Genomic DNA, 25,781 nt, shown 5'->3' on the forward strand with positions numbered 1-25,781 from the left:
GTACTTGTGCCCCAGAGGTTGCGAAGCATGGTTCGTGCGATCAACTCGATCCACCTTGAAGACTCCAGTTTCGGGATCCTGCCAGGACCGGTCGTGCCTATCTGGCGTCAAAGCGTCACCTGTCAGGGACATCCTGACAGGCTGTAAGGAATTTCCACCATCTTTATCCTCCATCGACACACGACAATGGGGTGTACCATTCCTGTCATCTCGACGGGCCCTCCACGCTGCACGCCCTCGGTTCTCTGAAGTGGAGGGCCGAGAACAGGTTACTTGATTGCGGAAGCCCATGCTGCTGGTGAGTTGATCATGTCCACACGGGTCCTGCTGGCCGACGACCATCCGATCTTCCTCCAGGGCATGAAGGGTCTCTTGGAGCGTGAGAAGTTCGACGTGGTCGGCATGGCGGCCGACGGCCGTCAGGCTGTCAAGCTGACCGAGAAGCTCAAGCCCGATGTGGCGATCCTCGATCTGGCGATGCCGCTCCTGAACGGGCTGGACGCCGCCCGTGAGATGGGGAAGGTGTCCCCCGCCACGAAGAAGATTCTCCTGACGAACTATACCGATGAGCAGTACATCCTCGACGCGCTGCGGGCGGGGGTGAACGGGTACCTCGTGAAGACGAAGGCCGCGGCCGACCTGATCCAGGCGATTCACGAGGTGTCGCGCGGGGCGCTCTACCTGAGCTCCGGCGTGTCGCGCGAGCTCCTGAAGGCCTACCTCGAAAATGAAGCAAGCCGGGTCAATCCCCTGAGCGGACGGGAGCGCGAAGTGCTGCAGCTGATCGCCGAAGGCAAGACGACCAAGGAAATTGCCGGCATCCTCGGCGTCAGCCCCAAGACGGTCGAGACGCACCGGATGCGATTGATGGGCAAGCTCGACATCTACGAGACAGCCGGCCTCGTCCGGTACGCCATCCGCCGGGGCGTCATCCAGCCGTGATCCTTTCCAGGTGGACCGCTGCCCTGGGCGGGCTCCTGGTGGTGGCCCTGGCGGGTTCCGCTCAGGCACAGTCTTACGAGTCCCTGGGCGAGGGATTGAAAGTCGGCCACTTCGTTCTCCACCCTTCCCTCGCATACGAGTACACCTACGACAACAACATCCTGTTCATGAGCACCGACCTGCCCGGTAGCGACCCCATCGCTTCGGGCGCCATCGTGCTGAGGGCCCGACTCCTGGCGGATCTGCCCATTCGTCACAGCCGGATCCGGTTGGTCTACGCGCCCTTCACTCGCGGCTACACGAGCGACCGCTTCGAGCCGGAGGATCGGCTCAACCACGTCTTTGACATGGAGGGCCTGTTCCAGACGGGGCGCGCCATCACCCTCGCGTTCCGCGACCACTACGTGAACGGCACCGTCTCGCTTCAGGAGCAGGTCGACGAACGGAACGGATTGCCGTTCGGCCTGGGCCACTATGCTATCCACAACCCCCAGGTGGAAATCGGGGTGACCCTGGGCGTGCGCCATGGGTTCTCTCTCCTTCCGAGCTACTCCCGTTCCTCCTTCACGGGGTTCGTCTCGAACTTCGTCACGGGGCTCGGCCCCCCGGCCTCCGGCCAGATCGTCGATTACGGCTACACGACGCGGACAATCGAGGGGCGCTACAGCTACAAGCTCAGCGAGCCGACCAGCCTGTACGGCTACTCCGCGTTCGAAGGAACGACCCAGACGTTGACGGGCACCCGGGATGTCACGATCCAGTCCCGCTCGATCGGCCTCGGCCTCACGCGGACCGTCAACGAGGGTCTCGTGACGCAGGTCTCGGCTGGCTATCAGGGCCTGGACTTCGATGGGGGACGCGGGCGGAACTTCTCGGGTCCGGTCGCCGAGGCCAGCGTCGTCTGGCAGGTGGCGGAGGTCACCCGGCTCGATTTCGGCCTCCTGAGGAAGCCGTACGCCTCCATCTACGCCGACAGCAACTACTACATCGCCACGGAGGGGCGGGCCCGCTGGACTCGCCAGCTCGGCCGCAGCTCTTACATGGACGCCGGCGCCTTGCTCCAGGAAAACCAGTACGTCCCGATGCAAGGGGTGGGTCGCAGGGAACGGCTGATCCGGCTGGATGTCGGCACGGGACACCAGTTCGTCAAGAACCTGCGCGGGTATGTCGGCATCCAACTCGAGGAGCGTGAATCCAACGTCCTGCAGATGAGCGGGGGCGTGGGCGCGGACCCCTTCCATTATCAATTGCACCGCATCCTGTTCCGTCTTGAAGCGGGGTGGCTGTGAGGTCGAGGATCTCCGGATCGACTCTCGCGGCCTGCCTCGCCCTGTGCCTGGCCCCGCAGCACCTTCTGCTCGCCGCCGCCGCACCACCGAGCGGCGATGCCGTCGAGGCACTCACCCTCCAGGCGTCGACCGACGGCACCATCATCGCCCTCAAGACCTCCGTTCCCGTTCCGCGGTTCACATGCACGCAGGCCAAGGCGGAGCCTCGCCAGGTGGTGATCGACTTTCCGGCCGCTACGAGCCGCCTCAAGAAGCGCTACGCCCTGGACAGCCCCCTGTTGCGCGAAGCGCTGGTGGAGAAGTCGCCGGAGCCCGGCCTGGCCCTGCGCATCCGCCTTACCCTCGGAGAGGGTGTCCTGGCGGCTGTGGAGCTGGCCGGGCAGGGGCTCAATCTTCGGTTCCAGGGAGGCGCCGCTGCGCCGATCCAGGCGACGACCGCGCCCAGCGAGTATCTCGTCGGCGCCGGGGACAAGCTGGAGATCGCCGTGTTCGGGCATGCCGACCTCAGCAGAACCATCGAGGTGCGGGTGGACGGGGCGATCGACTTCCCGCTCATCGGGGACGTCCCGGTGGCGGGGAAAGACCTGCCCCAGATCGGCAAGGAGATCACCCGCAGTCTGGGGAAGGACTACGTCGTCGATCCCCAGGTCAGCGTCAATGTGCGGGAATACGGCAGCCAATGGGTCACACTCATCGGCGAAATCCGCACCCCGGGACGCCATATTCTCAGACCGAACATGCGTCTCATCGACCTCCTGGCCGAGGGCGGCGGCCTCACGCCGTTCGCCAACCGCAAGCAGATCGAAATCCTGAGGTCCGAGAGCAACAACCTGCGCCGCAAGCTGGTCGTGAACCTCAAGACCATCGAGGACGGGAAGACGGCGGACTTCCGCCTCCTGGCCGGCGATGTCGTCATGGTTCCCAGACGGACCTTCTAGACACCGCCCTGTCGGGAAAGAAGCCTCGGAAATTCAGAGAAGTCCCCATGGCGGGCGCTGCGGGGGTGAGGTACAAAGGTCACCTGCGGCCGAGACCTTGGTGCAAGCGCATGAACGCGTCACAGAGGGCTCCGGGACATGACCGTACTGGAAATCGTCCAACTCCCCGGGCGGCCGAACGAGTGGGACCGGAACATCCGGGGGTTCGCGACCAAGACCCTGTTCCACGAATCGGCCTGGCTGGACTTTGTCCAGACGATTCATCCGCTGGGCCACCTCGAGTATTTCGAGATCCGGCAGGGCGGATGGACCGCAGGCTATTTCTGCGCCTTACGGGTCAACAAGGTCATGCTGTTCCCGGTGTACGGCAGCCCTCTGCCCGAAGCGGGCATGTACATGGGGCCGCTGGTGAGCGGCGGGGTGGCCCAGGCCGAGCTGGTGCAGGCCCTGGTGAGACTCTGTCGAGTGAAGCGGATTGCCAGCCTGGAGCTGGCGAATGACTGGCTGGATCCGCAGCTGATGCGCCGGCTGGGCTTCAAGGTCTCTCCCAACGTCACCCACATCTGCCCGCTGGCCCGGGACGAGGCTTCGGCCTGGGCGGCGATGAGAGGCACATGCAGGACGCGAATTCGCAAGGCGGAGAAGAGCGGCCTCGAGGCGGAGATCACCGATGACGTCGCGATCGTCGAGGACTTCTACCGCTACCTCACCATGGTTCTGCAGCGCAAGGGTCGGTGGCCTCAATATGGAATCGAGCGCCCCCGGTCGCTGATGGCGTGCCTGACGCCCGCGGACCGTCTGTTCAGCGTGCGGGTCAGATACCGGGGACGGGTTATCGGGGTGGCCTTCTACCCGCACGACGAACGCTCGATGTATTACTGGGACGGGGCGTCGGATCTGGCCCATCTGGAGCTCTGTCCCAACGAGCTCTTGCACTGGACGGCGATGCGGGAGGCGATCCGCCGGCGCATTCCCCTGTTCAACATCGGCGGCGGACCGGTGCCCAGCCGGTTCACCCGGAAGTTCGGCGGCACCGACGCTCCCTACCACAGCTACCGCAGGAACTTCGTTCCATTCCTCGAGACGGCGCGCAATCTGTATCACTGGCTTGATTTCAGGAAATCGGGAAGGGCGCCGCACACCATCAACGCGTGAGCCGCACGGAGCTCCCCATGCCCCCCTACACCCTCCCGGATCTCGACTACGACTTCGGCGCCCTCGAGCCGCACATCTCCGGCACGATCATGGAGCTGCACCACGGCAAGCACCACGCCGGCTACGTCAAGAACGCGAACGCCACTCTCGGTCGCCTCGACGAGGCGCGCGCCACGGAGGATTTCACCCGACTGGCGGCGCTGGAGCGCGCCCTTGCCTTCAACCTCTCCGGCCACATCCTGCATTCGATCTTGTGGAAGAACCTCGTGCCGAAAGGGGGGGATCGGCCCGACGGCGATCTGGCGCGCTCAATCGATCGGGACTTCGAATCGTTCGACAAGTTCAGCCGGCAGCTCAGGGAGGTCGCTGCGACGATCATGGGGTCCGGCTGGGCGGCGCTTATCTGGGAGCCGATCGGCAAGCGCCTGCTGATCACCCAGATTTACGACCACCAGTCGAACCTCAGCCAGGGTGGTGTGCCGCTGATGGTGATCGACGCCTGGGAGCACGCCTACTATCTGCAATACCGGGACCGGAAGTCCGAGTACTTCGAGGCGGTCTGGCGGCTGTGGAACTGGAAGGACATCGCCGGCCGCTTCGAGGCGGCTCGGAAGCTCGACGTCGGATTGACGGCCGGGCCGCGGTAGCCGGTCCCGGCGACCGGCACGGCGCGCCTCCCCCGCATCAGTCGTGCAGCCGACGGGCGGCACCGCGCGGCAGTGGAATGCGCGCCTGGATCTCGGTGCCGACACCCCGCTCGGACTTGATCTTGAGGGCGCCGCCCACTGAGGCGAGTCGCTCGCGCAGGCTGATCAGGCCCAACTTCCCGTTTCCGTTTCCGCCTGCCGGGGGCTGACGCGGGTCGAATCCGACCCCGTCGTCGCCGATCACCAGTCTGACGACCGCACCCTGCTGCCCCAGATGGACCGTCGCATGGCGGGCATCAGCGTGTTTCTCCACGTTCTTCAGGGCCTCCTCGAGCGCGCGGTAGAGCGCCATCTCGGCTTCCGCGGATAGCTGCGTGGGCACTCGCGCGCAGGCGGTCTTGACGGGTATGCCCGTCCGCTTCGTGAACTCCCCGATGATGGCGTGCACCGCGGGGACCAGGCCCAGAATCTCCAGTACGCTGGGTCGCAGATTTCTTGATATACCCTCCACGACTTCGGCAGTCTTGGCGAGCAGCTCGCTGATTTTCGCCACGTCTCGCCGCAATGCCTTGGAGCGCCCCGGAAGATCGTCCGCCAATACACGGAGGCGGATGAGGAGCGCGCCCAGGCTCTGGCTGGCGCGATCGTGTAATTCGAGGGCCAGGCGCCTTCGATCGGCCTCCTGTCCCTGCAAGAGGCTGTGGGACAAGCTTCGCAGCAATGTCTCGCTCCGCCGGGCCTCGGTCATGTCGGTCACGACCATGCTGAAGGCCGCGCTGTCGAAGCCGGCCTTGACCAGGCGTTGAAGGGAGACTTGCGCGGGCATCCGCACGCTGTCTGACGCGTGCAGGAGCACCTGGATCGTGGACGAAGGCTTTGCTTTTCCATTCAGCAGCGATTTCAGCGCGCCCCGGTCCTCTTTGGAGAGAAACCGGTGAAACGAATGGCCCATCACCCGCGCCAGCGGGCGGTTGAGCATCCTGGCGAAGCACTGATTGGCGTAGAGAATCAACGCGTCGGCCGACAGGATCAGCGCTCCCTCGTTCATCGATTCGATGAGCACCCGGTAGACGTAGTCGGCGCCTTCGAGAGTGTAGACGCGCGGTCCCTCGTCGCCCCCGACCACCAAGGCATCCACACCACCGCTGCGGATCGCGCTGAGCGTCTGTTCGGCTTCGTCCAAGCGGGCGCGGAGCTCGGTGAGGACCATGGACGACGCAGCCCGGGGAGAGCGTCGTCGGCCTGCCGTCTTCACCACCGCGTCTCACCGCGGGTCTGGAGATCGAGCCCGATGAACATCTGGGCGGAATTCTCCAGGGTCCCGATGAATCGGCGCACCGGCGGCGGGAAGTCCTTGACGAGCGTGGGGGTCGCGATGATCTGGCCGTCACGCGCCAGGATGGGCTGTTGATAGACGTCGATCACTTCCAGCTCGCAGCGGCCCTTGAGTTCAACGTCGCACAGGTGGCGGGCGTGCGCGAGGGCCCGGCGCGATTTTTCGGTGGCCCCCGCAACGTAGAGCTTCAGGACATACTTGCCCGTGTGCCCCGCCGCCGCAGCCCTCTCAAACGCTTTCGTCGCGATTCCAATCCTGGCTCTCTTCATGATCCGTCACCCACGGTCACTCGGGCTGGGGGGGGGCGTAAATCCAACCCAACGAGAACGCGCTCGGTGTCGGACAGGTCGCCAATGATTTTTCGCACGGGCTCGGGCAACTTGCGCACAAGTGTGGGAATGGCCAGAATCTGGTCACCCTTGGAGAGCTGCGGCTTCTCCACGAGGTCGATCACCTGGATGCGATAGCGCCCCTTGAGGTAACCTTCGCATATCTGTTGAAGATTGGAGAAAGCCGTCAGCGACCTCGGCGTCTGGCCCGCCACGTAAAGACGAAGTTCCCAGAATTTCGATGCCGATCGCTCCGGGTCGGAACGGCGTCGTCCTGCACTTCTGAGATTCATGGCCTTTTCTCGCCTCGTTTTGAGTGCTTCCGCGCTCCGACCCTCCGCTCTGGATCCGCGTGACGCAGTCGGCCGAGCTCCGCGCGATCGGTCGCCAAGACGAGTGTTCGCGTAGCCGCCTGTCCGTTGGCACGCCGGGCATCCTGCTCCTCGGCTTCATACTCGGAACGTAACGCCGCGATTTGCCGTTCGACCGCGGTGTGCTTGCGCTCCAATGTGCGCCGGAGGCGCATGGCGTCCTGCTCGCTGGCAAGCGCTGCAGCCTTTTCCCGGGCGTTTTGCGCCGCGCGGGCCGCGCCGACCAGCATCCCGCCCGGACCGATATAGGCGTCCACCAGGTCGATGCCCTGATGCGAAATCACGAACTCGCGGATCTGGTTCGAATGGGACATGCCGCGCGACTTCAGCACGTAGAGTCCACGATTTCGTTCGCCGTTGCTCTCGATGTTCTGCAGCAGCAGCCAGGAGTCCATCAGCGAGGAGATGGCGACCTCGCTCTGCTGCAGCGCGCTGCCTTCGTGCGTCAGGCTGGTGAAGAGCGAGGTGATCTGCTGGGCCTTCAGAAAGTCGATCAGCCGCGTCACCATCGCCCTGGTCTCGGATTCGCTGCCCGCGGCCAGCAGGCTGGTCATCGGATCGACGATGACCACGCCCGGTCGGAACGTGCTGATTTCCTTGAACATCGTCGCCAGGTGCATTTCCAGCCCGTACAGCGTGGGCCGTGCCGCGTGGAAACGCAGAATCCCGCGTTTGACCCACGGCCCGAGACGCAACCCGATGGACTGCATGTTTCGGATAATCTGGTTGGGCGACTCCTCGAAGGTGAAGAAAAGAGCGCGCTCACCGCGCCGGGTGGCGGCCTGGGCAAAGAAAGCGGCGACGCTGGTCTTGCCTGTGCCCGGCGTCCCCGAGAGCAGAATGCTGCCGCCCCGGAAAAAACCCTTCCCGTCCAGCATCGCGTCGAGCCGCGCGATGCCGCTCGATACCCGCTCGTTTGACACCGCGTGATTCAGTCCCAGCGACGTGATCGGCAGCACGCTGATCCCTTGATCTCCGATCAGGAAGGGAAACTCGTTGGTGCCGTGCAGCGAGCCGCGATACTTCACCACGCGCAAATGCCGGGTGGCGATCCTCTCGTTGACCCGGTGGTCGAGGAGGATGACGCAATCCGAGACGTATTCCTCGAGCCCCTTGCGTGTCATCCCATCGCGACCGCGCTCGGCCGTGATGATCGCCGTCACGCCTTTTTTCTTGAGCCAGTGGAACAGGCGGCGCAGCTCGGCACGCAGGATGGCTTCGTTGGGCAAGGCGGCAAACAGCCCTTCGATCGTGTCCAGAACCACGCGCTTTGCGCCGATGGAATCGATGGCGTAATCCAATCGGACGAACAACCCTTCCAGGTCGTATTCGCCGGTCTCCTGGATCTCGCTGCGCTCGACGCGGACGTGGTCGACCACGAGCTTCTTGCGCCGCATCAGGCCGGCCAGGTCGAATCCGAGCGACGCGACGTTGGCCTCCAGCTCCGCCTGCGTCTCCTCGAAGCAAATCAGGACGCCCGGCTCGCCGAACCGCATCGCGCCTCGCACGAGGAATTCCGCGGCCAGGAGCGTCTTGCCGCAACCGGGGCCGCCGCACACCAGCGTGGGCCGGCCGCGCGGGAAACCGCCGTCGGTGATTTCGTCCAACCCCTGGATGCCCGTCGGACATTTGGGCAGACAATCCGCAGTAGAGGCGGACCTCGGAACCTTCCTTGGCATATTGGTCTGATTGTACGCGGATCGAGACATGAAGTCCAGCTGCTTCATCGACTTGCGAGACCAGCGCGCACGGGTGACGGATCAGGAGTGATCGGAACCTCGCACGACTTCGCCGCGAGCCTGTTCGAAGGCCGCCTGGCCCGCCTTCACGGCCCTGGAGCCGGCTCTCCCGATCGCACCGGGAACGCGTTCGATCGTCTCCCCCAGGTCGGATAGAGTTCCCTTCAGCCGCTCCCGCGTCTCGCGCCCGGTGCGGGGCGCGGTGAGCAGCGCGATCGTCGCTCCTGCCGCGGCGCCCAGCACAAACGCCCCCAGGAACGATCCCAACCCGTTTCCGTTGCTTTCAGGTGTCATGAAGTCTCCCTAGTGTGTGATGTGTGACTGTTACGTGTCTCGCGGATAGCAGTCCTCGAGAAAAGAGCACGCACTCCCGCGATCACGGCAGGCGCGACGGCGCCGCCGACCGATGAGGCTGTTCGCAGCCACATTCCGGAGCGCGCGATCGACAGGCCCACGTTGGACGCGGTCACGAGCAGGAGCCTGAGCGTCTGCACCGGCACCTCGAGGCTCGAGCCGATTCGATCCAGCCGGTGCGCGGCCTGACCCACCTGATCGAGCGTCCTCTCGACCTGCGGGCCGGCAGTATCGAGGAACGCGCGCGCTCTCTTCAGTGTCTGGTACAACTGATAGAGAACAGGGAGCGCGGCCCCGACGAGGAGGGCCAGCAGCGCGGTGGCCGCCAGGAGCGACGGACTGGTCATGGACGGGACCCTCCGACGAGCGCCCCGGCACCCGATACGAAGCGGCGCTCCGCGGGCTCGATCCGGACGCCATGCTCCCGCCACCCGGCGCTGGCGAGCGGGCGATAGGCTCCGAGGATCTTCAGCACGCAGACCGTGCCGAATATCTCATAGCCCATTCGGACGACCGAGGTGAGCGAGCTGAAGTTGTTGGACTCGACATAGGAGACGAGTCCCTTGAAGCCTTTGGCCAGGTAATGATGCAGGGCCATTGTCATGCCGATCGCGTGCAGGCGCCGTCCGCGGTGGCCGGGATGGGTGAACCCCTTGTACATGTAAATGTATCGCTCACCGGGGCGCAGCACGAGCTCCGGAGGATCGATTCGCGTCGGCCCGCGGGAGTACCAGCCATAGGCTGCCAGAGTGTCGCCGGCCAGGATGCCATAGCATTCGTCACCCTTGGCCAGCGCCTCCTCGAGGAAGCCCCTCGGGATGTCGTTGGCCGTATCCCGGCTGTATTCCATGAGCATCTTCTCGTCGAGAAACATCGGGCGGTAGGGCTCGGGACAGACTAGGAACTCGGCATGGACTCGCTCGACCGTCATGCCCTTGAGAATCTTGAACAGCACGGCCCGGTTCGCCGCTCTCAGGGCCAGATCGTGCAAGGTATGGGCGAGCCCGATCTTCGCGATGCTTCTGCCGATGCGGCGGGCAGCCGTTCCCGCGGTCATGACCCGCTTCCCGCTCCTGGGTTCGATACGAAATCCGTCATGGAGCCATCACATCCGGGGCGTTCGGCTCGACACCTCCCGCCCAAGACACAATCGCAGATCATACGGGCTTCGAACATCAGGCCGCATCTGAATCCGGGGGTGGTAAATCCTGACAGGCGTGCCGGCGAGGCCGGAACAGGGGCGCGAAGGGTCATGGTCCCGAGGCGCCCCCTACTGCACGCGGAGGGGTGGATTCCTAGCCGCGACTCCCCAGGCGGAGTGCCGCAGCCAGGGGACGAGGTCCACTGCGACGATCGGGGGGCAGACGTGGAAGCCCTGCGCCGCGTCGCAGCCGAGATCCACTAGACGGCCCAGGGTCTCCTGGTCCTCCACGCCTTCGGCGACCACCCTGAGTCCCATGTTGTGCCCTCGATCGACAATCCGGCGGAGGGCGGAGTCATTCCCCTGGCCCAGATTCTCGGCGATGAACGACCTGTCGATCTTGATCTCCCGGACGGGCAGGCGTGAGAGATGCGCCAGCGACGCGGAGCCGGTGCCGAAGTCATCGATGGCGAGACCGATCCCCATGGCGCCGAGATGCGTCGCCGTTTCGATCACCGGGGCCGCCATGATGCTGCGCTCCGGAATGTCGACCTTCAATTTGCCCGGATCGACCCTCCAGGCCTCCAGAATGCCCCTGGCCGTCGCCGGCAGATCCGGGTCCTGCAGGTTCCGTGCGGAGAGGTTCACCGCGATGTCGATATCGAGACCCGATTCCAGCCAGATCCGGCTCTGCTGCAAGGCCCGGTTGAGCACCCACCGTGTGAGGGGCTTGATGAGCTCGGTCTCCTCCGCCACGGGGATGAATTGATTCGCAGGCACCAGGCCCTGCTTCGGGTGCTGCCACCGCACGAGCGCCTCCACTCCCGTCGTCTTGCCGATCCGGAAGTCGATCTTGGGCTGGTAGTGAAGCACCAGCTCGTCGTGCGCAATGGCGTGCCCCAGTTCGCGCGCCAGCGGCAGATGCACGGCGACCGGGCGGTCCTGCCGGGCGGCGTAGACCGCGTAGCCGCACCGGGCTCGTTTGGCGACGTACATCGCCGCATCGGCGTGCCGCATCAGAGTCGGCGCGTCCAGTCCATCCGCGGGGTACACCGCGATACCGATGCTGGCGGCTATGCGGACAACTCGATCGTCGATCAGAAAGGGCTGCTCCAGCGCCCGGAGGATCTTCCTCGCGGTCGTCGCTCCGTCCTCTCCTCCCATGCCGATGGCGGGTACGATCGCGAACTCGTCACCTCCGAGGCGCGCCACCGTATCGGAACCCCTGAGAAGGCCTTCCAGGCGCAGGGCGATGTTCTGCAAGAGCTGGTCGCCGACGTGATGTCCGTGGGTGTCGTTCACTTCCTTGAAGCCGTCCACGTCCATGACGAGCACGGCTGCCGATTTTCTTTGGCGGCTCCCTGACAGGATGGCCTGGTGCAGCCGATCGTTCAGCAGGGTACGGTTCGGCAGGCTCGTGAGGACATCGTGAAGGGTCTGGTATTCGAGCGCCTCTGTCTGGGCCTTCTGCTCGGAGATGTCCCGCAGGATGCCGACGAAGAGCTTCTCGCCACCCAGGAGCATCCGGGTGGCGCGGAACTCGATCGGAAAGGTGGATCCGTCCTTGCGCCGGCCCCACATCTCGCGTGATCCCGAGGTAGGGGCGGTCTCCCGCCCGGGTCGCATCCAGCCGGCGAGGTAGCTCGCGAACTCCTCCCGGTAGGGCTCCGCGATGATCAGCTTCGCCTCGCGGCCCAGGACTTCGCCCGTCTGGTAGCCAAACAGCCTCTGGGCGCCCCGGTTGAAGGATGCGATGCGGCCATGTTCGTCGGTCGCCACGACTCCGTCGAAAAAGTCATCCAGGACCGAGTGGATCTCGACCACGTCGGTCCTGTCGCGCGCCGGCCCACGCTCGCCTTCTTCGTCCATCTCGAGGACGCAGGCGAGCGACCGATCGCCGCTCCCGCCCGCAACCGATGCGCTGATCCAGCCCAGAGCCGGTCGACCGTCGGCGCGCAGGAAATGCTGCTCCAGCCGGAACTCGTCGACCTCGCCGGCCAGCAATCGGCGGGAACTCGACGCCATGAGCTCCAGGTCGTGCGGATCGGTGACGGCCGCCAGGGTGGTCCGCAGCAACTGTCTTCGAGTGTAGCCGAGCAGCGTGCAGAGCTTCGGGTTGACCTGCAGGAAGCGCCCCTCGGAGCTGATCAGCGCGAGGCCTATGGGAGCGTCGTCGTAGGCGCGCTTCCCTCCTCGGTGCCTGGAGCGCGATTTCATCCGGATCTGCTCTCCCATCCATGTCCTCGTCGCGTGGACGGCCTGGCTCGCGATATTGTCGAAGGGTTATAACCAAATCGTCAGGCCCCGGCAATTCGGAGAATTCATGAATCTTTCGTCGGGGCGCTCCTTACAAGGCTTGGGACCCAAAACCCCAATGGCAGGTTGCTGTAAGGATCTTTTTGACAGCCCGTTCGGGGAACGTCCGAATGTTTGGCACGCAAGCCCGGCGTATAAGAGTGACTCAATCGATCCATAGAGAGGAGACGCGCATGCGCAATCGTCGGAACTATCCGAGCATGATGGCCCTGGTGCTGGTCGCCTGCTTTGCCGGCTGCAACAAGAGTGATGACAACAAAATGGGGATCCCTGGCGTCATTCCGACGTCTCCTCTGAGCATTCAGTCCCCGGTATCGCTCGGAGCAATCGACGGCGCAACGATTTCGCGGTCCTGGCACATACCACGGTCACCAATACGGGCCCGACCAGCGTGACCGGGGATCTCGGCGTGTGGCCGGGAACCGCGGTCGAGGGATTCGGTCCGGGAATCGTCTCCGGGTCGATCTATGCTGGGGTTGCTCCGGCAGATGCGGCCCAGTCCAGCCTGACTTCAGCCTACAACGACGCCGCCGGACGACCGGCCGACGCCACCGTGGCCGGTAACCTGGGCGGGCAGACCCTCGCTCCCGGCGTCTACAAGTCCACGTCCTCGCTCGCAATATCATCGGGCAATCTCACTCTCGATGCGCTGGGCGACTCGAACGGTGTCTTTATCTTCCAGATCGCTTCCGCCCTGACCGTAGCGTCCGGTCGACAGGTGATCTTGAGCGGCGGCGCCCAGGCGGCCAACGTCTTCTGGCAGGTCGGCAGTTCGGCAACCCTTGGAACGACGGCCGATTTCGCTGGAACCATCCTGGCTCAGGCATCGATCTCGCTCAATACCGGCGCAACCCTGAACGGCCGAGCTCTGGCACGGGATGGCGCGGTGACGATGCAATCCAATTCCGTCACACCGTGATGGGCGTTCGACACTACGCTGCTCGTGCCGGCGGCCCCGGCGCCTCGTTGTAGGCGCATCATGTCAATCCGAGGGGGGATGGCCCTCGCGGCGTGCCTGACGGCGTGCCTTGCAATGCCGGTGCGGGCCGCAGAGCGTGCCGGGGTCACACTCCCCGACCTGGCGACGGTCGAGGGGCGGACGCTCGTCCTCAACGGCATGGGGCTGCGCAGAGCGACCTGGCTCAGGGTCAAGATCTACGTCGCCGGGCTCTACCTCGAGGAGACGTCGCTGGACGCCGACGCCATCCTCCGCCCCGAGCGGACAAAACGGGTCGTCCTGGTCTTCGTTCGCGCAGTCGGTCGCGAAGACCTGCTCGAGGCCTGGGACGAGAGTTTCAAGGAGAATGCCGGGGGAGACTTCGCAGCCCTGGAGGCTGGCATCGCCGCGTTCCACGGGCTCATGCCGACCAGGGTCGCGAAGGGCGACACCTTCGCCTTCACCTACCTGCCAGGGACTGGCGTCCTCGTCGCCGTCAAGGACGAGATCCGAGGCACGATTCCCGGGGCCGCCTTCGCCCGTTCCCTGTTCGCCACCTGGCTGGGGAAGAAAACGCCGAGCCCGGCACTCAAGGCGGGCCTGCTCGGCCTTCGCTGAAATCGACGCCCGTGTCTTTCCCGCCGGTCGCTGCCCGCGTGTAGCGGCTCGAATTCGCCAGGCGGTAGTTGCCCCGTTCGCGGTCCATGAACCCGACCTGGTCGACCGACCTTGGGAAGAAGTTGCCGGGGGGATAAACCGAGGCGTCGCCTCCCACGATGACGTTCCGGACGAACCGAGCACCGGGGAAGAAGGCCTCGAGAGTGCTCCTGCCCGAAGCTTTCCCTGCACCCGTGACGCCGTATTCGTTCTGCATAACTATGTTGTCGCGGAAGACGAACCTGGGATGGACCGCTCCTTCCGCCGTGACGATGTTCCCGGTGTGGAGGCAGGTGTTGTGCTCGAAGGCCAGGTCCGCCACGCCGTTCAGGAGCTGGAGGAGCCGGCCGCCTCCTCCCCACCGCGGGCCGCCCACGTCGTCGAACAAGTTGTTCCTTATCGCGATACGCCGTGTGGGACCGCTCGGCGCGGCGTCATCCGTACCAAGCACGTTGACGCCCGAGGCCGTGTGCCGCACGTCGTTGTTCGTAAACGTGACGTCCTCGACCGTGGACCACGGCGCCGAGCCGTCCTGATTCCTGACGGTGAAAAGAATGGCGAACCCCGACTGCCCATGGACCCAGTTGTTCTCGAACGCGTTCCCATCGACGAGGACACGGCGCGCGTTTTTCAGCTCGAACAGGTTCTTGACGGTCCAGGCCGTCCCCGCGAAGGAGGGATCCCCCTGTTTCCACGACAGGGGCTTCCGGAAGAGGTTGCGCCTGATTTCGATGTCAGAGGGGACGAGGTCACGAATCGCCGGGTCCGCCCCTCCAAACATGAGGTTCTCCCCCGCCCCCTCGAGGGTGTTGTTGACGATCTTGAACGGACCAGGACCGTTCCAGCCGGCGATCGCCTGCGAATCGGCTCCGACCTCCTTGAAATCCGATAGGTAGGAGTCGACGACGGCGATCTCGCGACCGTTGAGGGCGATGCCGCGCCGCGTGCCGAGCCTGGGGTCGCCGTGAAGATAGCAGCGGTCGACGACGATGTGGTGGGGCAGCGCCTCCAGTGATTTGTCGGACAGGCCGAGCTCGACCAGATTGTAGAGAAGCTGGCCTGCCTTGGGGCGAATCTCAAGGCCGATGAGGCGATAGTGGTGCGCTCCTGAATCCGCGGTGATCACGGACTCCGTAGCCGTCTCGAGCTTGGGCATCAGAGAGGCATGAGACGGGTCGACGCGCGTCCCGGGTTTCGGGAGCCTGTCCGCGGCGCTGGTCCGGATCGTGATCCATCCGCTCCCAGGCTTCCTGGGAAGGGTGAATGGCCCCGAGAAGACGGCCCCGGCGTCGAGGACGATCGCGTCACCGGACTGCGCCAACCCGAGAATCCGGCGAAACTCTTCGCCGTTCCTGGCGCGATGGATGGTCCCGGTGTCGGGAATCGGCGCGGTGTCGACGAAGGCTCGCGGCAAGGCCGGCGCGGCGGGCTCGGTGGGCGGCACGGCCAGAATCGTCGCGTGTTGAAGGCAGGTGACGGCGGCTAACGCCAGGAGGAATGGACGCGTGTAGAGTTCCTCCACAGTGTCATGATCGCATCGAGCCGACCGCGCGAGTCTGGATCCATCTGGCTCGTCCGGCAATCAGGACGGTCCCTAATCTGGAGTCAGGGAGCCCCTGAAACGGAGGTGGTCATCCCTCATTGATTCCCTCACCCGCCGTCGGTGGCTCCAGGGGCACGGGATTCAACCCTGCCGCCGCGACCGCGTCGAGCAGGCGGGGCAATGCTTCCAGCAGCACCGCGCCCCCCGAGTCTGCTCGCGCGCTCGAACCGTCATGCAGGAGGAGGATGTCGCCGGGGGCGAGCCCGCGTACGAGTCGCGCCAGGACCCGGCCGGCGTCGCCGGTCACCGTGTCGAAGCCACGCCGAGTCCAGGCCGCCAGATCGAGCCCCGCCCGCGCGAGCGCCGGTTCGAGCAGGGGGCTCCTGATCCCCGCGGGCGCACGGAACAGGCGCGGCGCGTGCCCGGTTGCCGCGGCGATCGCCTCCTGGGCGCGCTCGATCTCGTCGCGCAGCATCGCCGGCGGGAGAAACCAGAAGGCGTTGCGATGCCGGTGGGAGTGGTTCTCCACGCGATGGCCGCGCCGCGCGATCTCCGCGGCCAGTTCGCGGTGCGCCTCCACGCGCCGCCCGATGCAGAAGAACGTCGAGCGCGCCCCGCGGGCGTCGAGCATGTCGAGAGCCCGGGGGGTGGTCGCCGGATCTGCGGCTGGTTCTGGGGCGCAGACGCGCAGCGGGTCGTTGTAGGAGTCGCGTGCGCGCGGGGAACTATCTGGCGGGGTCGATGGGGTCAGCTGGTTCCTGGCGCCCGGCGCGAAGAAGTCCATCAAGGTGAGCGGAGACGGACCGTGCGTGGCGACCTCTCGACGATGGCCGGATCGTGGGTGGCGATGACAAAGGTCGTGCCCCGCTCGGCGTTCGTCCGGGCCAGCAGGTCGACGATCTCCGCTCCCGTCTTCGAATCGAGGTTCGCCGTGGGTTCGTCGGCGAGGATCACGCGCGGCTCGTGAACGCGCCCGCGCGCGAGCGTGACCCGCTGGCGCTCCCCGCCCGAGAGCTGGTCGGGCCTCTGGCGCATGCGGGCGGCGAGACCGACGGAGGCGAGCACATCCTCGGTCCGTCGCCGACGTTCGGTCCCGCGCAGGCCGTCGATCCACAACGGGTACTCGACGTTCTCGTAGGCGGTGAGCACCGGGACGAGGTTGAACGACTGGAAAACGAATCCGACCTTGCGCCTCAGGAACAGCGTCTTCTCGCCGGGCGTCATCCGGCCCAGGTCGCTCCCTTCGAAACGCACGATCCCGGAGTCCGGCCCGTCGAGTGCGCCGAGCAGGTTGAAGAGCGTCGTCTTCCCGCACCCCGAGGGCCCGGCGACCACCACGAACTCGCCCCTCTCGACGACGAGGTCGACGCCGCGGAGAGCCTCGATCGTGGTGGCGCCCAGCCGGTATGCCTTGCGAAGCCCCGATGCCTCGAAGATCGGCGGAGCCGACTCGGGCTCGATTGGGCGGCGGGGCGCGGGGGGGGCTGACATCAGGGTGGATTCTACCGAATACCGGGGAATGGCGCCCTGATAGAATTCCCTGGCGATACGGAGGAGACGTGATCCGCGGCGAGCACGATCCCATCGAGCGGGCGTTCAAGGCCGCGACGGCACGCTATGCGGGGCTTCACCCGCGGTTCCGCTGGTACACGCGCGTGAAATACCGATTGGACCCGTGCTACCGCGCGATCGCGAGGCATATCCGCCAGGACACGTTCACCGTGGACCTGGGCTCCGGCCTCGGGATGCTCCCGGTGCTGCTCGGCGAGCTCGGCGAACGACGTCAGGCGCTCGGGGTCGATTGGGATCCGGAGAAGGTGCGCTGCGGGCTGCACGCGTCGCACGGCCTCCCGGGTGTGGAAATCGTCGAAGGCGACCTGAATGCCTTCGCCGTGCCCGCCTGCGACGTCATCACCCTGGTAGACGTGCTCCACTACTACGACGCCCACAGACAGGAGGAGATTCTCGAGCGCTGCCGGGCGGCGCTGGGACGGGGCGGTCGCCTGCTCATCCGGGAGGGGGACGGAGCCCGCCCGGGCGGCGCGCGCTTCACCCGGATTGTCGAGGCGTGGATCACTCGAATGGGATGGAACCGGGGACCCGCGGTCCGTTTCCGGCCCATCTCGGAGCTGCAGACCGCCCTCGTCAAGATCGGCTTTCACGTCGTGGCGGACGACGTGGCGAGTCCGCTGAACCCCGGGAACGTGCTTCTCGTGGCCAGCCTGGAACCGGCGGCGGGCCAGGGAAGGGTCAATTCAGGGAATTCCTGATACCCGCGTCGGGGGCGGCCTTACTCGCGGACCCGCCCACGAAGGAGAGGCGGGCCGCTTCGAAGGTCTGCGGTTCGTTCAAGTCGTGCTGCGGCCGGCACTTTCGTGCCATGACGCGGCCCCGGGATCGATTCTCCTCCCTGGTCCCGCGGGCGGGCCGCGGCCCCGAAGCCGTTCGTCGACCATCTGGTGCTCGGAAGCGGGGAATAAAATGGATGTCCCTATGATCCCCGGACGGCGACGCGGAGTGATCCTGATCGAGCCCGGCATCAACCCGGTCACCCGTCGTTTCAGCCTCCCGAACGTCGCAAACTACCCTCCCCTCCCGCAGGCGCGTCTCGCCGGCCAGCTCGGGCAGGCGGAAGACGTGGAGATCGCGGATCTTCGCATCGCGGGAGAGAAGGAGAGACTGCTGGACCGGGTCCGCCGCGATCCGCCCGGCCTCGCAGGGATCTCCCTCACCTTCACCTCGAACGGGGACGAAGCGATCGGCGTGGCCGCGGCGATCCGGAGCGTCTCCCCCGCGACCACCATCGTCCTCGGAGGAACCGCTCCCTCGGAGGACCCCGCGTCATTCTGGGACTCGGCGGCTGATCTGATCTGCTTCCGGAACGGCGACGCTGCCTTCGCGGCGCTGGCCGCCGAGATTCGTGAGGCGGGACGGGCCCCGACGCGATTCCCCGGGTTCTTCCACCGGGACGATGGACGCTGGGTCCTCGACCCGGGGCCGCCCGTGGCGCCCCTGGCGAGCCTGTACCCATGCGCCTGGCACCTTCTCCCCAAGCGTTACTGGCGCGAGTACTTCCAGGGATTTCGGCCCACCGGGATGGGGCAGACGAGCGAGGGTTGCCCCTACGACTGCACTTTCTGTACCGTCTGGAAGACGCACGGGCGTAAAGTCTCACTCGCATCCCTGGCGAACGTCCAGCACGACTTCAATTCGCTACCCCCCGCCATCCGCGCCTTCTTTTTCGCGGACGACATCTGGATGCAGGCCAGCGAGAGGCAGATCCAGGAACTCTACGATCCGCTCCTGGAATGGATGGCGTCGGACTTTCTCCCGCGCCGTGGCGATTTCTGGCTGACGGTCGAGACCCGGACGGACCTCTACCTGCGCGAGGAGGATCGCTTCAAGGCCTGGATCCGGCGCGGAGCGCTGAAGAGAATTCTGTTCGGCGTCGAGGCGGTGACGGACGATCAACTCAAGAGCTTCAGCAAGCGCAACACGGTCGACAAGAACATCGAGGCGATCCGTCGCGCCGCGGAGACCGGAGCCATCGTGACGGCCCAGTTCGTCATCCCGTGCGACGCAACTCGCGCCTATTTCGACGAGATGGTCCGCTTCCTGAAGGCGCACCGGCGCTGGATTAGGACCTCCAACTTCACCGTCGCGACCCCGCTGCCGGGCACCGACCTCTACGCGGAATCCCTGAAGGAGTCTCCGGAGCTGGCCGACAGGAGCGCCGTTTCGCATCCCGCCTTCTCTCTCTTCACCGCCCTGACGCCGACGCGCCTCGACGTCCGCGAGTTCTACGAACAGGTGGCGCGCGTGTTCCGCGCCGCGAACCAGATGTATTTCAGTCTCGACGCCGAGCGCCAGGCCCTTCGGATGGTGTTTCAATCTCCGTGGCTGATTCGGCGTCTCGCGAAGGCCCCGCTGGCGCTGCGCGCCCTGACCGATCCGGGCACCTTCCTCGATGTCCACCGGCTGGTCCAGGGTGACCGTCTCCTCGGGCCCCGAGCCGTCACCTAGGGAGCAGTCCATGAAAACAATCGCAGGTCTGTGGATCGACCATCGGAGGGCCGTGATCGCGATGGTCTCGGACAAAGGGGAAGAGACCCGGGTGATTGAATCACACGTCGAGAAGCACCCCGGTGCAATCTCGTCGGGGCCCCATGAATCGCAGAGAGTCCAGGCCGATGACAGCCGCGAGAGAGAATTCATGGGCCATCTACGCGCCTATTACGATGCGGTGATAGCGGCCATTCACGTTGCGGAAGCGATCCTGATCTTCGGCCCGGGCGAGGCCAAGGGGGAGCTGAGGAAACGACTCGAGAAGGACAAGATCGACGGACGCGTCGTCGCCGTGGAGACAGTCGACAGGATGACGGATCGGCAGGTCGCCGCGAAGGTGCGCGAGTATTTTCGCGCGTAGCGACCAGGGCCCACTGCGCGAGGGCGATCAGCGCCCGTGGCGCCACCGGCCATTCGGCAGGCCAAGGTCCGCGATCGTGGACGCGGCGCCGGCCGGCGCCGCCGGTTTGTCCAGTGACGGGTGCCAGGCGTACAGGAGCGTACCGTCCTTGACCTGGTCGATCAGTGTCCGGGCGATGGCGGGGCGGACGGCAGGACAGCCGTAACTGCGACCGAGTCGCCCCAGCTTGTGCGCGACCTCTTCGCCGACGTAGGGTGCCCCGTGGACCACGATGGTCCGCGATTCCGCCCGATCGTTGATCCCCGGTTCCATCCCGCGCAGGCGCAGCGAATAGCCGTTCTTTCCGTTGTACGTCGTGCCGGTCACGAACGCCCCCAGCGAGGTCATGAGGCTCCCCTCTTCGTTCGAGAACGACCGGGCCACGTCCTCGCCCGAATTCCGTCCGTGCGCCACCAGTTCGTGGAAGAGCAGCCGGCGAGAGTCCATGTCGAACACCCACATCCGCTTGATCGTCGAGGGCAGACCGTAGTCGATCACCGTGAGGACCGGGCGGGAGACCTCTCCCCGGGAATGCAGGGCGTCCCAGGCGGCAAGCGCTGCCCGAAGGGCCTCGGGTCGCACCGTCGGGGCGGCATGGAACAGTGTCGGCTCGAGAGCGAAGGCGATCCGGCCGGTCGCCGGCAGAGCCGCCGGGGGGTCCGGTGATCCAGGAAGCGCCACGGCGCCCGCGGCACGCGTGGGAGGCACCACCGCCAGCAGGGGCAGGGTCGTCAGGAGCAGTGTCCGAGGGATTTTCATGATGGAGACAGTATAGGGCTGTTCGGGCGCGATGTCATCCGCAGCATGGCGAGTGGCCTGTGCCGGCCCTATTGGCCGGGGGGGCGAGTGGCCTCCTTCGCGCCCGACGCCGGCCCGCCTGAAACCCGAGTCGCCACGCGATCCAGCGCGGCTCGCTGGGGTCCATCGAACTCGTACACGTCCGGACTGAAGCGCAGGACGCCGGCCTCGTCGACCCGGGCCGTCAAATAAAGGATGTGGATCGGCACCGGCGGCTTGACGGACAGGTGGCGCTCCTTCGCCTGGGCCAGGGCTTCGCGGAGCAGACCCTGCGACTCCTCTCCCAGGAGCTGCCGCGCCAGATCGAGAGGCTTCTCGACGCGGATGCAGCCGTGGCTGAGATCCCGATCCGATTGGCCGAACAGGCCGCGCGTGGGCGTGTCGTGTAGATAGATGCGGTAATCGTTCGTGAGATGGAACTTCAGGCGGCCGAGCGCGTTGGTCGGTCCGGGGTCCTGGCGCAGGCGATAGGGAAAGTGTCCCTTGCCCAGCGCACGCCAGTCCACGGTCGCCGGGTCCACCTCGCGGGCGTCTTCCTCCGGGCCCTCGAAGAGACGAAGGCCGTGGCGCTCGAACGCCCTCGGATTCTTCCGCTGCTCGGGCAGGTACTCTCCAAGGGCGATGCTCTCCGGCACGTTCCACGGCGGGTTGACCACGATCGCCACGATTCGATCGCTGAACACCGGCGTGGACGTGAACGCCTTCCCGACGACGATGCGCGTGCGCCACGCGGATATCCCGCCTCGGACGAGCTCGAGGTCGAACCCCGGGATGTTCACGAAAATATGAGGATCGCCGAGCCGGCGCGGGATCCACCGCCAGCGCTCGAGGTTCAGCTCGACCTGCCGGATCCGCCGCTCGACGGACACGTTCAACTCGGCCAGGGTGGTTGTGTCGAGCCTCCCGTCGGGTTCGATCCCGTGCCGCCCCTGGAAGCGGCGGACCGAGTCGGCCAGCGCCAGGTCGAACTGATCTCCCGCGCCCGGTGGCGCGCCGGTGGCGGAGTCTCCCGACCCCGCAGGCTCTGCGAGCCGCTGACGCAGGAGGAGGACCCTCGGTCCGCGCGAGCCCATCTCGATCTCGGGGCCGTCGGGGATCGCCGACCATCCGCCTGCCGCGTCGATCTCGCGCAGACCCTTCAGCGCCTCGCGCAGGCGGGCGTAGCCGGTGTGCGGCGGCGGCAAGGCTTCGAGCAACTGCGGGAGATTGTCCCCCTCGAGCGCCCGATCGAGCTTGGTCAGGGGATCGAGATCGGGGAGATTCGTGTGCCAGTCGTTGCGAATCTCGTCGGGGTGCACCCGGCCGGTGGACAGGTCGGACGCATACCGGAAGAAGGCGGCGGTCATGAGCAGATCGAAATCGGCCAGACGCGCGACCGCCGCGTCGTCCAACGGACCCTTGCCGATCTGCGCCTCCAGGAGGTCGAGTCGGCTCAGGGCGTAGTCTTCCGGGTCCAAACCGTGTTCGCCCGCACGTCGCAGCGCATCGAGCAGGGTCGTGGTCGAAGGGCGGATCCTGCCGGAGTCGTCGCACCATGCGAGCCGATGCCCATGGCTGGCGTAGAACTCCGTCAGTGTGTCGCGCGTCGGGAAGATCGGGTGGGACGGGGTTCCTCCGCCCGCCGACGGAACAGGGGCCACCCTCAACTGCCGTGCCAGCGCCTGCTGGACCTCGTCGCGCGAGAGATCCGGCCGTCCAGCGGCGATGGACCTCAGGCGCGCCTGGAGGCGCCCCGGTATGGATTCGCGCGGACCGCAGGCCGCGGCCGCAAGAAGGACGACAACGAGTCCGGGCCAGGCGCGCTGGAGGACAGTTCGCATCGAGATCACCCCGCGCCGGGTCGTCGCCGCCGACTCGCCTGCACTTACGACAGAGGTCGTGCCGTCATTCCGCGAGGAAGGTCAGCAGCTCGCGGTTGACTTCTTCCGCGTGCGTCCAGTTCAAACCGTGCGGGCCGCCCTTGATCACCACCAGCCGGCTCCCCTTGACACACTCCTGCGTGCGCTTTCCGGTGCCGGCCAGCGGAAGAACTCGGTCATCGTCCCCGTGCACGACCAGCGTCGGGACGTCGACGCGCTTGAGATCCTCGCGGAAGTCGGTGAGCCACGCCTGGACGCAGTCCAGCGTACCCTTGGGAGACGCACCCGCCGCGATGCTCCAGCTCAGCCGCACCGCCTCGTCACTGATCCTGCTGCCTTTCAGGCTGTCGACGTTATAGAACTTCGCCAGGAAGCCGGACAGGAACGCCGGACGGTCCGCGGCGATGCCTTTCTGGATCGCTTCGAAGACGATTCTCTCCACGCCGGCCGGGTTATCGGGCGTCTTCAGCCGGAACGGCGTGGTCGAGGACATGAACACCGCCTTGCTCACGCGCTTGCTGCCGTGGGCGCCGAGATAGCGAGCCACCTCGCCGCCACCCATCGAAAAGCCGACCAGCGCCGCGTCGCGCAGGTCGAGCTTCGTCATGAGCTTGTGCAGGTCGTCGGCGAAGGTGTCGTAGTCGTAGCCCGTGGTCGGCTTGCTGGAATTGCCGAATCCCCTGCGGTCGTAAGTGACGACCCGGTAGCCGGCGCCCACCAGCGCCGGCACCTGCTTCTCCCAGGATGCGCCGCTCAGGGGCCAGCCGTGGATCAGGACCACCGGCTTCCCCTGCCCGTGATCCTCGTAGTAGAGATCGATGCTGCCCGAGTTTTCCTTGTCGACTTGGATGTAGTTCACGATGACCTCTCAGACTGCCTTGGCCTTGAGCAGGATGTTCACGCGGCGGTTCTGACGACGACCGTCATTCGTCTCGTTGCTGGCCACGGGCTCTCCCTCGCCGAAGCCGGTTGCGGCCAGCCGCTCCTCGTTGACCCCGTGCACGATGAAGAAACTCTTCACCGACCCCGCGCGGCGCTCGGAGAGGTTCTGGTTGTGAGCCTCCGAGCCGGTGGAATCCGTATGTCCCTGAATGACCACCGCCGTCTTCTTGTATTCGTCGATGACGCCCGCGACCTTCCCGAGGTTGTCGCGCGATGCCCACGTGAGTGTCGAGGAGTCGATCGCGAAGAGAATGTCCGAATCGAAATGGACCAGCAGCGTGTCCTTGCTGACGCGCTCGATGCTCGTGCCGGGAATCCTGGCGAGCTTCTCTTCCTGGGCGTCCATGTAAGCGCCCACTCCCGCGCCGATCCCCGCCCCGATCGCCGTACCGACCAGGATCTCGTCCGCCTTCCGCTTGCCGAGCGCCACGCTGAGCGCGGCGCCGGACAACGCCCCGATGCCCGCCCCTTTGAGGGTCTTGTCGCGCTGCGTACCGCGCATCGTGGCGCTCTGGGTGCATCCCGCCAGCATCGCAAGGAGAGCGATGCCTGACGCCAATCCTGCGTGCTTCCTGATGAAGGTGTTCATCGGAGGTTCGCCTGGACGTCTGTCACGCCCTCGGTCGACCTGGCGATCTCGATCGCCTGCTTCCGCTCGGCCTCGCTCCCCACCGATCCCGTCAGGAACACCACGGTGTCCCGGGTGTCGACGTCGATCTGCAGTCCCTTCACGAGGGGATCGTCCAGGAGCCGCGCCTTCACCCGCATCGTGATCCCGGCGTCATCGACGCGCTCCCCGAGCGAAAGGTTCGGATCGGGGGCTTCGCCGCTCATGGCTCCGGATCGCACCGAGATCATGTCCTTCACATCGCTGACACCACTCGTGTCCCGCGCCAGCTTGATGGCGGCGTCCCTGGCCTCCTGGCCATCGACGTTTCCGGTCAGGGTCACGACTCCTTTCGTCGTATCCACGTTGATCTCGGACGCACGGACCCGACCGTCGGCGGCGAGCTTGGTCTTGATCATGCCCGTGATGGTCGCATCGGTTGTCTGCGTGCACCCGACGGCGAGGAAAGCGACCAGCGCGAGCCCGACCACTGCAATGGTTCTTGGCTCTCTCATGACTGCACCCCTTTCGGAACGATTGCTCCGCACTGTGTGGCGCTCAGATAGACGTCCACTCTAGGGCGCGCCGGAAGCGCCGTCAATTGAGGAGATGCCTGACAAGGGCATCAGGAGATTCGTAAAGGCGGAATCCAGCCGCGAGGATTGCCGGTGATTGTCGGAAACCTCCCGACAGGCATTTCAGGAATCGTCTCACTGTTTCGCCATGGACCGCCCTCGTATAGTCCGGAGGCTTTTCGGTCCACCTCGCATGGCGTGGTCCTTCAACAGAGGAGGGAATCATGAACGTCGTCACAGTGCGGAAAGTCGCGATGCTCCTGGCGATCCTGGCGCTGTTCTCCGCTCCGACCTGGGCGGGCAGCTTCAGTCTCTTCGGGTCTTACTGGGATTCAAAGGACGCCGACGCCAGCTTGGGAGCGGGCGTGCGCGTGGGATTCGACCTGACGAAGAGGTTCGAGCTGGAATTCCACGGAACGTACTACCCCGAATTCAAGGACGATCAATCCCCCAGCCAGCCCTTCGACCTCACCGCCATTCCCGTCGACGGCGGCTTCAAATTCAATTTCATGCCCGATAAGACAGTGAACCCCTTCATGGGCGCAGGGGTCACCTATTACTTCCTGAGCACCAGCCCCGGCAGCGTGGATGACCAGTCCGGCGTGTATCTCGATGCGGGCCTTGATATCGGAGCCCAGGACAGCGCCCGGTTCTTCGCCCAGGTGATGTGGCGCAAGGTGGACACGTCGATCAGTTTCGGCGCCTTCGAACAAGACGTGAAATTCGACGGTCTCAGCCTGAACGCGGGCGCTACCTGGCGCTGGGGCAAGTAGGCTCCGGGAGTTTCGTCAAAAGGTCTTCGGGCATGCCAGCGGGCGAATCCCGGGGGCGCGGCCGATCC

The 25,781-nt window shown here is 65.7% G+C and carries 27 protein-coding genes; 11 read left to right on the forward strand and 16 right to left on the reverse strand.

From position 1 onward, the window contains the following. Positions 1-309 precede the first annotated feature (309 nt). The 5 genes from VGV60_17620 to VGV60_17640 all read left to right on the forward strand — a co-directional run bounded on the left by VGV60_17620 (position 310) and on the right by VGV60_17640 (position 4,971). Positions 310-942 (forward strand): response regulator transcription factor, encoded by a 633-nt coding sequence (locus VGV60_17620; GenBank protein HEV8703093.1) that lies wholly within the window; start codon positions 310-312, stop codon positions 940-942. Continuing rightward, positions 939-2,231 carry an outer membrane beta-barrel protein gene (locus VGV60_17625; protein ID HEV8703094.1) on the forward strand — a complete coding sequence of 431 codons (1,293 nt, stop codon included), beginning with the start codon at positions 939-941 and terminating at the stop codon, positions 2,229-2,231. Before VGV60_17620 ends, VGV60_17625 begins: the two co-directional genes overlap by 4 nt. Then, positions 2,228-3,169, forward strand: a complete 942-nt coding sequence (locus tag VGV60_17630) for a polysaccharide biosynthesis/export family protein (GenBank protein HEV8703095.1) — start codon at positions 2,228-2,230, stop codon at positions 3,167-3,169. The genes VGV60_17625 and VGV60_17630 overlap by 4 nt, the downstream gene beginning before the upstream one ends. Before the next feature lie 138 nt (positions 3,170-3,307). Next, positions 3,308-4,324 carry a GNAT family N-acetyltransferase gene (locus VGV60_17635; protein ID HEV8703096.1) on the forward strand — a complete coding sequence of 339 codons (1,017 nt, stop codon included), beginning with the start codon at positions 3,308-3,310 and terminating at the stop codon, positions 4,322-4,324. A 17-nt stretch (positions 4,325-4,341) separates the two neighbouring features. Next, positions 4,342-4,971: a superoxide dismutase gene (locus VGV60_17640; GenBank protein HEV8703097.1), complete on the forward strand. Its 630-nt coding sequence runs from the start codon at positions 4,342-4,344 to the stop codon at positions 4,969-4,971. Between the two features lie 37 nt (positions 4,972-5,008). Here the strand turns inward: VGV60_17640 and VGV60_17645 are convergent, their stop codons facing one another. The 8 genes from VGV60_17645 to VGV60_17680 form a co-directional block, all read right to left on the reverse strand. Then, positions 5,009-6,181 carry an ATP-binding protein gene (locus VGV60_17645; protein HEV8703098.1) on the reverse strand — a complete coding sequence of 391 codons (1,173 nt, stop codon included), beginning with the start codon at positions 6,179-6,181 and terminating at the stop codon, positions 5,009-5,011. A gap of 41 nt (positions 6,182-6,222) precedes the next feature. Continuing rightward, positions 6,223-6,576 carry a circadian clock KaiB family protein gene (locus VGV60_17650; GenBank protein HEV8703099.1) on the reverse strand — a complete coding sequence of 118 codons (354 nt, stop codon included), beginning with the start codon at positions 6,574-6,576 and terminating at the stop codon, positions 6,223-6,225. Further along, a complete protein-coding gene (locus VGV60_17655) occupies positions 6,573-6,929 on the reverse strand; it encodes a circadian clock KaiB family protein (protein HEV8703100.1) in 357 nt (118 codons plus the stop codon). Before VGV60_17655 ends, VGV60_17650 begins: the two co-directional genes overlap by 4 nt. Next, positions 6,926-8,686: a circadian clock protein KaiC gene (gene kaiC, locus VGV60_17660; GenBank protein ID HEV8703101.1), complete on the reverse strand. Its 1,761-nt coding sequence runs from the start codon at positions 8,684-8,686 to the stop codon at positions 6,926-6,928. The genes VGV60_17655 and kaiC overlap by 4 nt, the downstream gene beginning before the upstream one ends. An 81-nt stretch (positions 8,687-8,767) precedes the next feature. After that, positions 8,768-9,040, reverse strand: a complete 273-nt coding sequence (locus tag VGV60_17665; GenBank protein ID HEV8703102.1) for a YtxH domain-containing protein — start codon at positions 9,038-9,040, stop codon at positions 8,768-8,770. Beyond that, the gene (locus VGV60_17670) at positions 9,037-9,447 is read right to left on the reverse strand and encodes a hypothetical protein (GenBank protein ID HEV8703103.1); all 411 of its coding nucleotides are present in this window, start codon (positions 9,445-9,447) and stop codon (positions 9,037-9,039) included. Before VGV60_17670 ends, VGV60_17665 begins: the two co-directional genes overlap by 4 nt. After that, positions 9,444-10,157, reverse strand: coding sequence for a GNAT family acetyltransferase (locus VGV60_17675; GenBank protein ID HEV8703104.1), 714 nt, complete (start codon positions 10,155-10,157; stop codon positions 9,444-9,446). The genes VGV60_17670 and VGV60_17675 overlap by 4 nt, the downstream gene beginning before the upstream one ends. A 213-nt stretch (positions 10,158-10,370) precedes the next feature. Continuing rightward, positions 10,371-12,458, reverse strand: coding sequence for an EAL domain-containing protein (locus tag VGV60_17680; protein HEV8703105.1), 2,088 nt, complete (start codon positions 12,456-12,458; stop codon positions 10,371-10,373). A 451-nt stretch (positions 12,459-12,909) separates the two neighbouring features. Here VGV60_17680 and VGV60_17685 point away from each other — a divergent pair, with 451 nt between their 5' ends. Continuing rightward, the gene (locus VGV60_17685) at positions 12,910-13,476 is read left to right on the forward strand and encodes an ice-binding family protein (GenBank protein HEV8703106.1); all 567 of its coding nucleotides are present in this window, start codon (positions 12,910-12,912) and stop codon (positions 13,474-13,476) included. 78 nt (positions 13,477-13,554) lie between these two features. Then, positions 13,555-14,112: a chalcone isomerase family protein gene (locus VGV60_17690; GenBank protein ID HEV8703107.1), complete on the forward strand. Its 558-nt coding sequence runs from the start codon at positions 13,555-13,557 to the stop codon at positions 14,110-14,112. On the opposite strand, the gene VGV60_17695 is transcribed toward VGV60_17690, so the two are convergent. The 3 genes from VGV60_17695 to VGV60_17705 form a co-directional block, all read right to left on the reverse strand. After that, a complete protein-coding gene (locus VGV60_17695; GenBank protein ID HEV8703108.1) occupies positions 14,084-15,595 on the reverse strand; it encodes a hypothetical protein in 1,512 nt (503 codons plus the stop codon). The genes VGV60_17690 and VGV60_17695 overlap by 29 nt on opposite strands. A gap of 187 nt (positions 15,596-15,782) precedes the next feature. Next, positions 15,783-16,478 (reverse strand): polysaccharide deacetylase family protein, encoded by a 696-nt coding sequence (locus VGV60_17700; GenBank protein ID HEV8703109.1) that lies wholly within the window; start codon positions 16,476-16,478, stop codon positions 15,783-15,785. Next, positions 16,478-17,185: an ABC transporter ATP-binding protein gene (locus VGV60_17705; protein HEV8703110.1), complete on the reverse strand. Its 708-nt coding sequence runs from the start codon at positions 17,183-17,185 to the stop codon at positions 16,478-16,480. The genes VGV60_17700 and VGV60_17705 overlap by 1 nt, the downstream gene beginning before the upstream one ends. A 68-nt stretch (positions 17,186-17,253) precedes the next feature. On the opposite strand from VGV60_17705, the gene VGV60_17710 reads away from it, so the two are divergent. From VGV60_17710 to VGV60_17720, 3 genes are all read left to right on the forward strand, one after another. Then, positions 17,254-17,964 (forward strand): class I SAM-dependent methyltransferase, encoded by a 711-nt coding sequence (locus tag VGV60_17710; protein HEV8703111.1) that lies wholly within the window; start codon positions 17,254-17,256, stop codon positions 17,962-17,964. Between the two features lie 223 nt (positions 17,965-18,187). Next, entirely contained in the window at positions 18,188-19,717 is a 1,530-nt protein-coding gene (locus tag VGV60_17715; protein HEV8703112.1) for a radical SAM protein, read from the forward strand. A 61-nt stretch (positions 19,718-19,778) separates the two neighbouring features. Next, entirely contained in the window at positions 19,779-20,120 is a 342-nt protein-coding gene (locus VGV60_17720) for a hypothetical protein (GenBank protein HEV8703113.1), read from the forward strand. Positions 20,121-20,147: 27 nt separating this feature from the next. Here VGV60_17720 and VGV60_17725 read toward each other — a convergent pair whose 3' ends face one another. The 5 genes from VGV60_17725 to VGV60_17745 form a co-directional block, all read right to left on the reverse strand. Then, the gene (locus VGV60_17725) at positions 20,148-20,918 is read right to left on the reverse strand and encodes a murein L,D-transpeptidase catalytic domain family protein (protein HEV8703114.1); all 771 of its coding nucleotides are present in this window, start codon (positions 20,916-20,918) and stop codon (positions 20,148-20,150) included. 68 nt (positions 20,919-20,986) lie between these two features. After that, positions 20,987-22,777 (reverse strand): L,D-transpeptidase family protein, encoded by a 1,791-nt coding sequence (locus VGV60_17730; GenBank protein HEV8703115.1) that lies wholly within the window; start codon positions 22,775-22,777, stop codon positions 20,987-20,989. Between the two features lie 64 nt (positions 22,778-22,841). Then, complete coding sequence (locus VGV60_17735) at positions 22,842-23,675, reverse strand: alpha/beta hydrolase (protein ID HEV8703116.1); 834 nt, start codon at positions 23,673-23,675, stop codon at positions 22,842-22,844. A 9-nt stretch (positions 23,676-23,684) separates the two neighbouring features. After that, positions 23,685-24,347, reverse strand: coding sequence for an OmpA family protein (locus tag VGV60_17740; GenBank protein HEV8703117.1), 663 nt, complete (start codon positions 24,345-24,347; stop codon positions 23,685-23,687). Next, positions 24,344-24,880 (reverse strand): BON domain-containing protein, encoded by a 537-nt coding sequence (locus VGV60_17745; GenBank protein ID HEV8703118.1) that lies wholly within the window; start codon positions 24,878-24,880, stop codon positions 24,344-24,346. The genes VGV60_17740 and VGV60_17745 overlap by 4 nt, the downstream gene beginning before the upstream one ends. A gap of 284 nt (positions 24,881-25,164) precedes the next feature. Here VGV60_17745 and VGV60_17750 point away from each other — a divergent pair, with 284 nt between their 5' ends. Further along, complete coding sequence (locus tag VGV60_17750; protein HEV8703119.1) at positions 25,165-25,713, forward strand: outer membrane beta-barrel protein; 549 nt, start codon at positions 25,165-25,167, stop codon at positions 25,711-25,713. Positions 25,714-25,781: the final 68 nt, after the last annotated feature.

The organism is Candidatus Polarisedimenticolia bacterium, assembly GCA_036001465.1.
Taxonomy (GTDB): domain Bacteria; phylum Acidobacteriota; class Polarisedimenticolia; order Gp22-AA2; family Gp22-AA2; genus Gp22-AA3.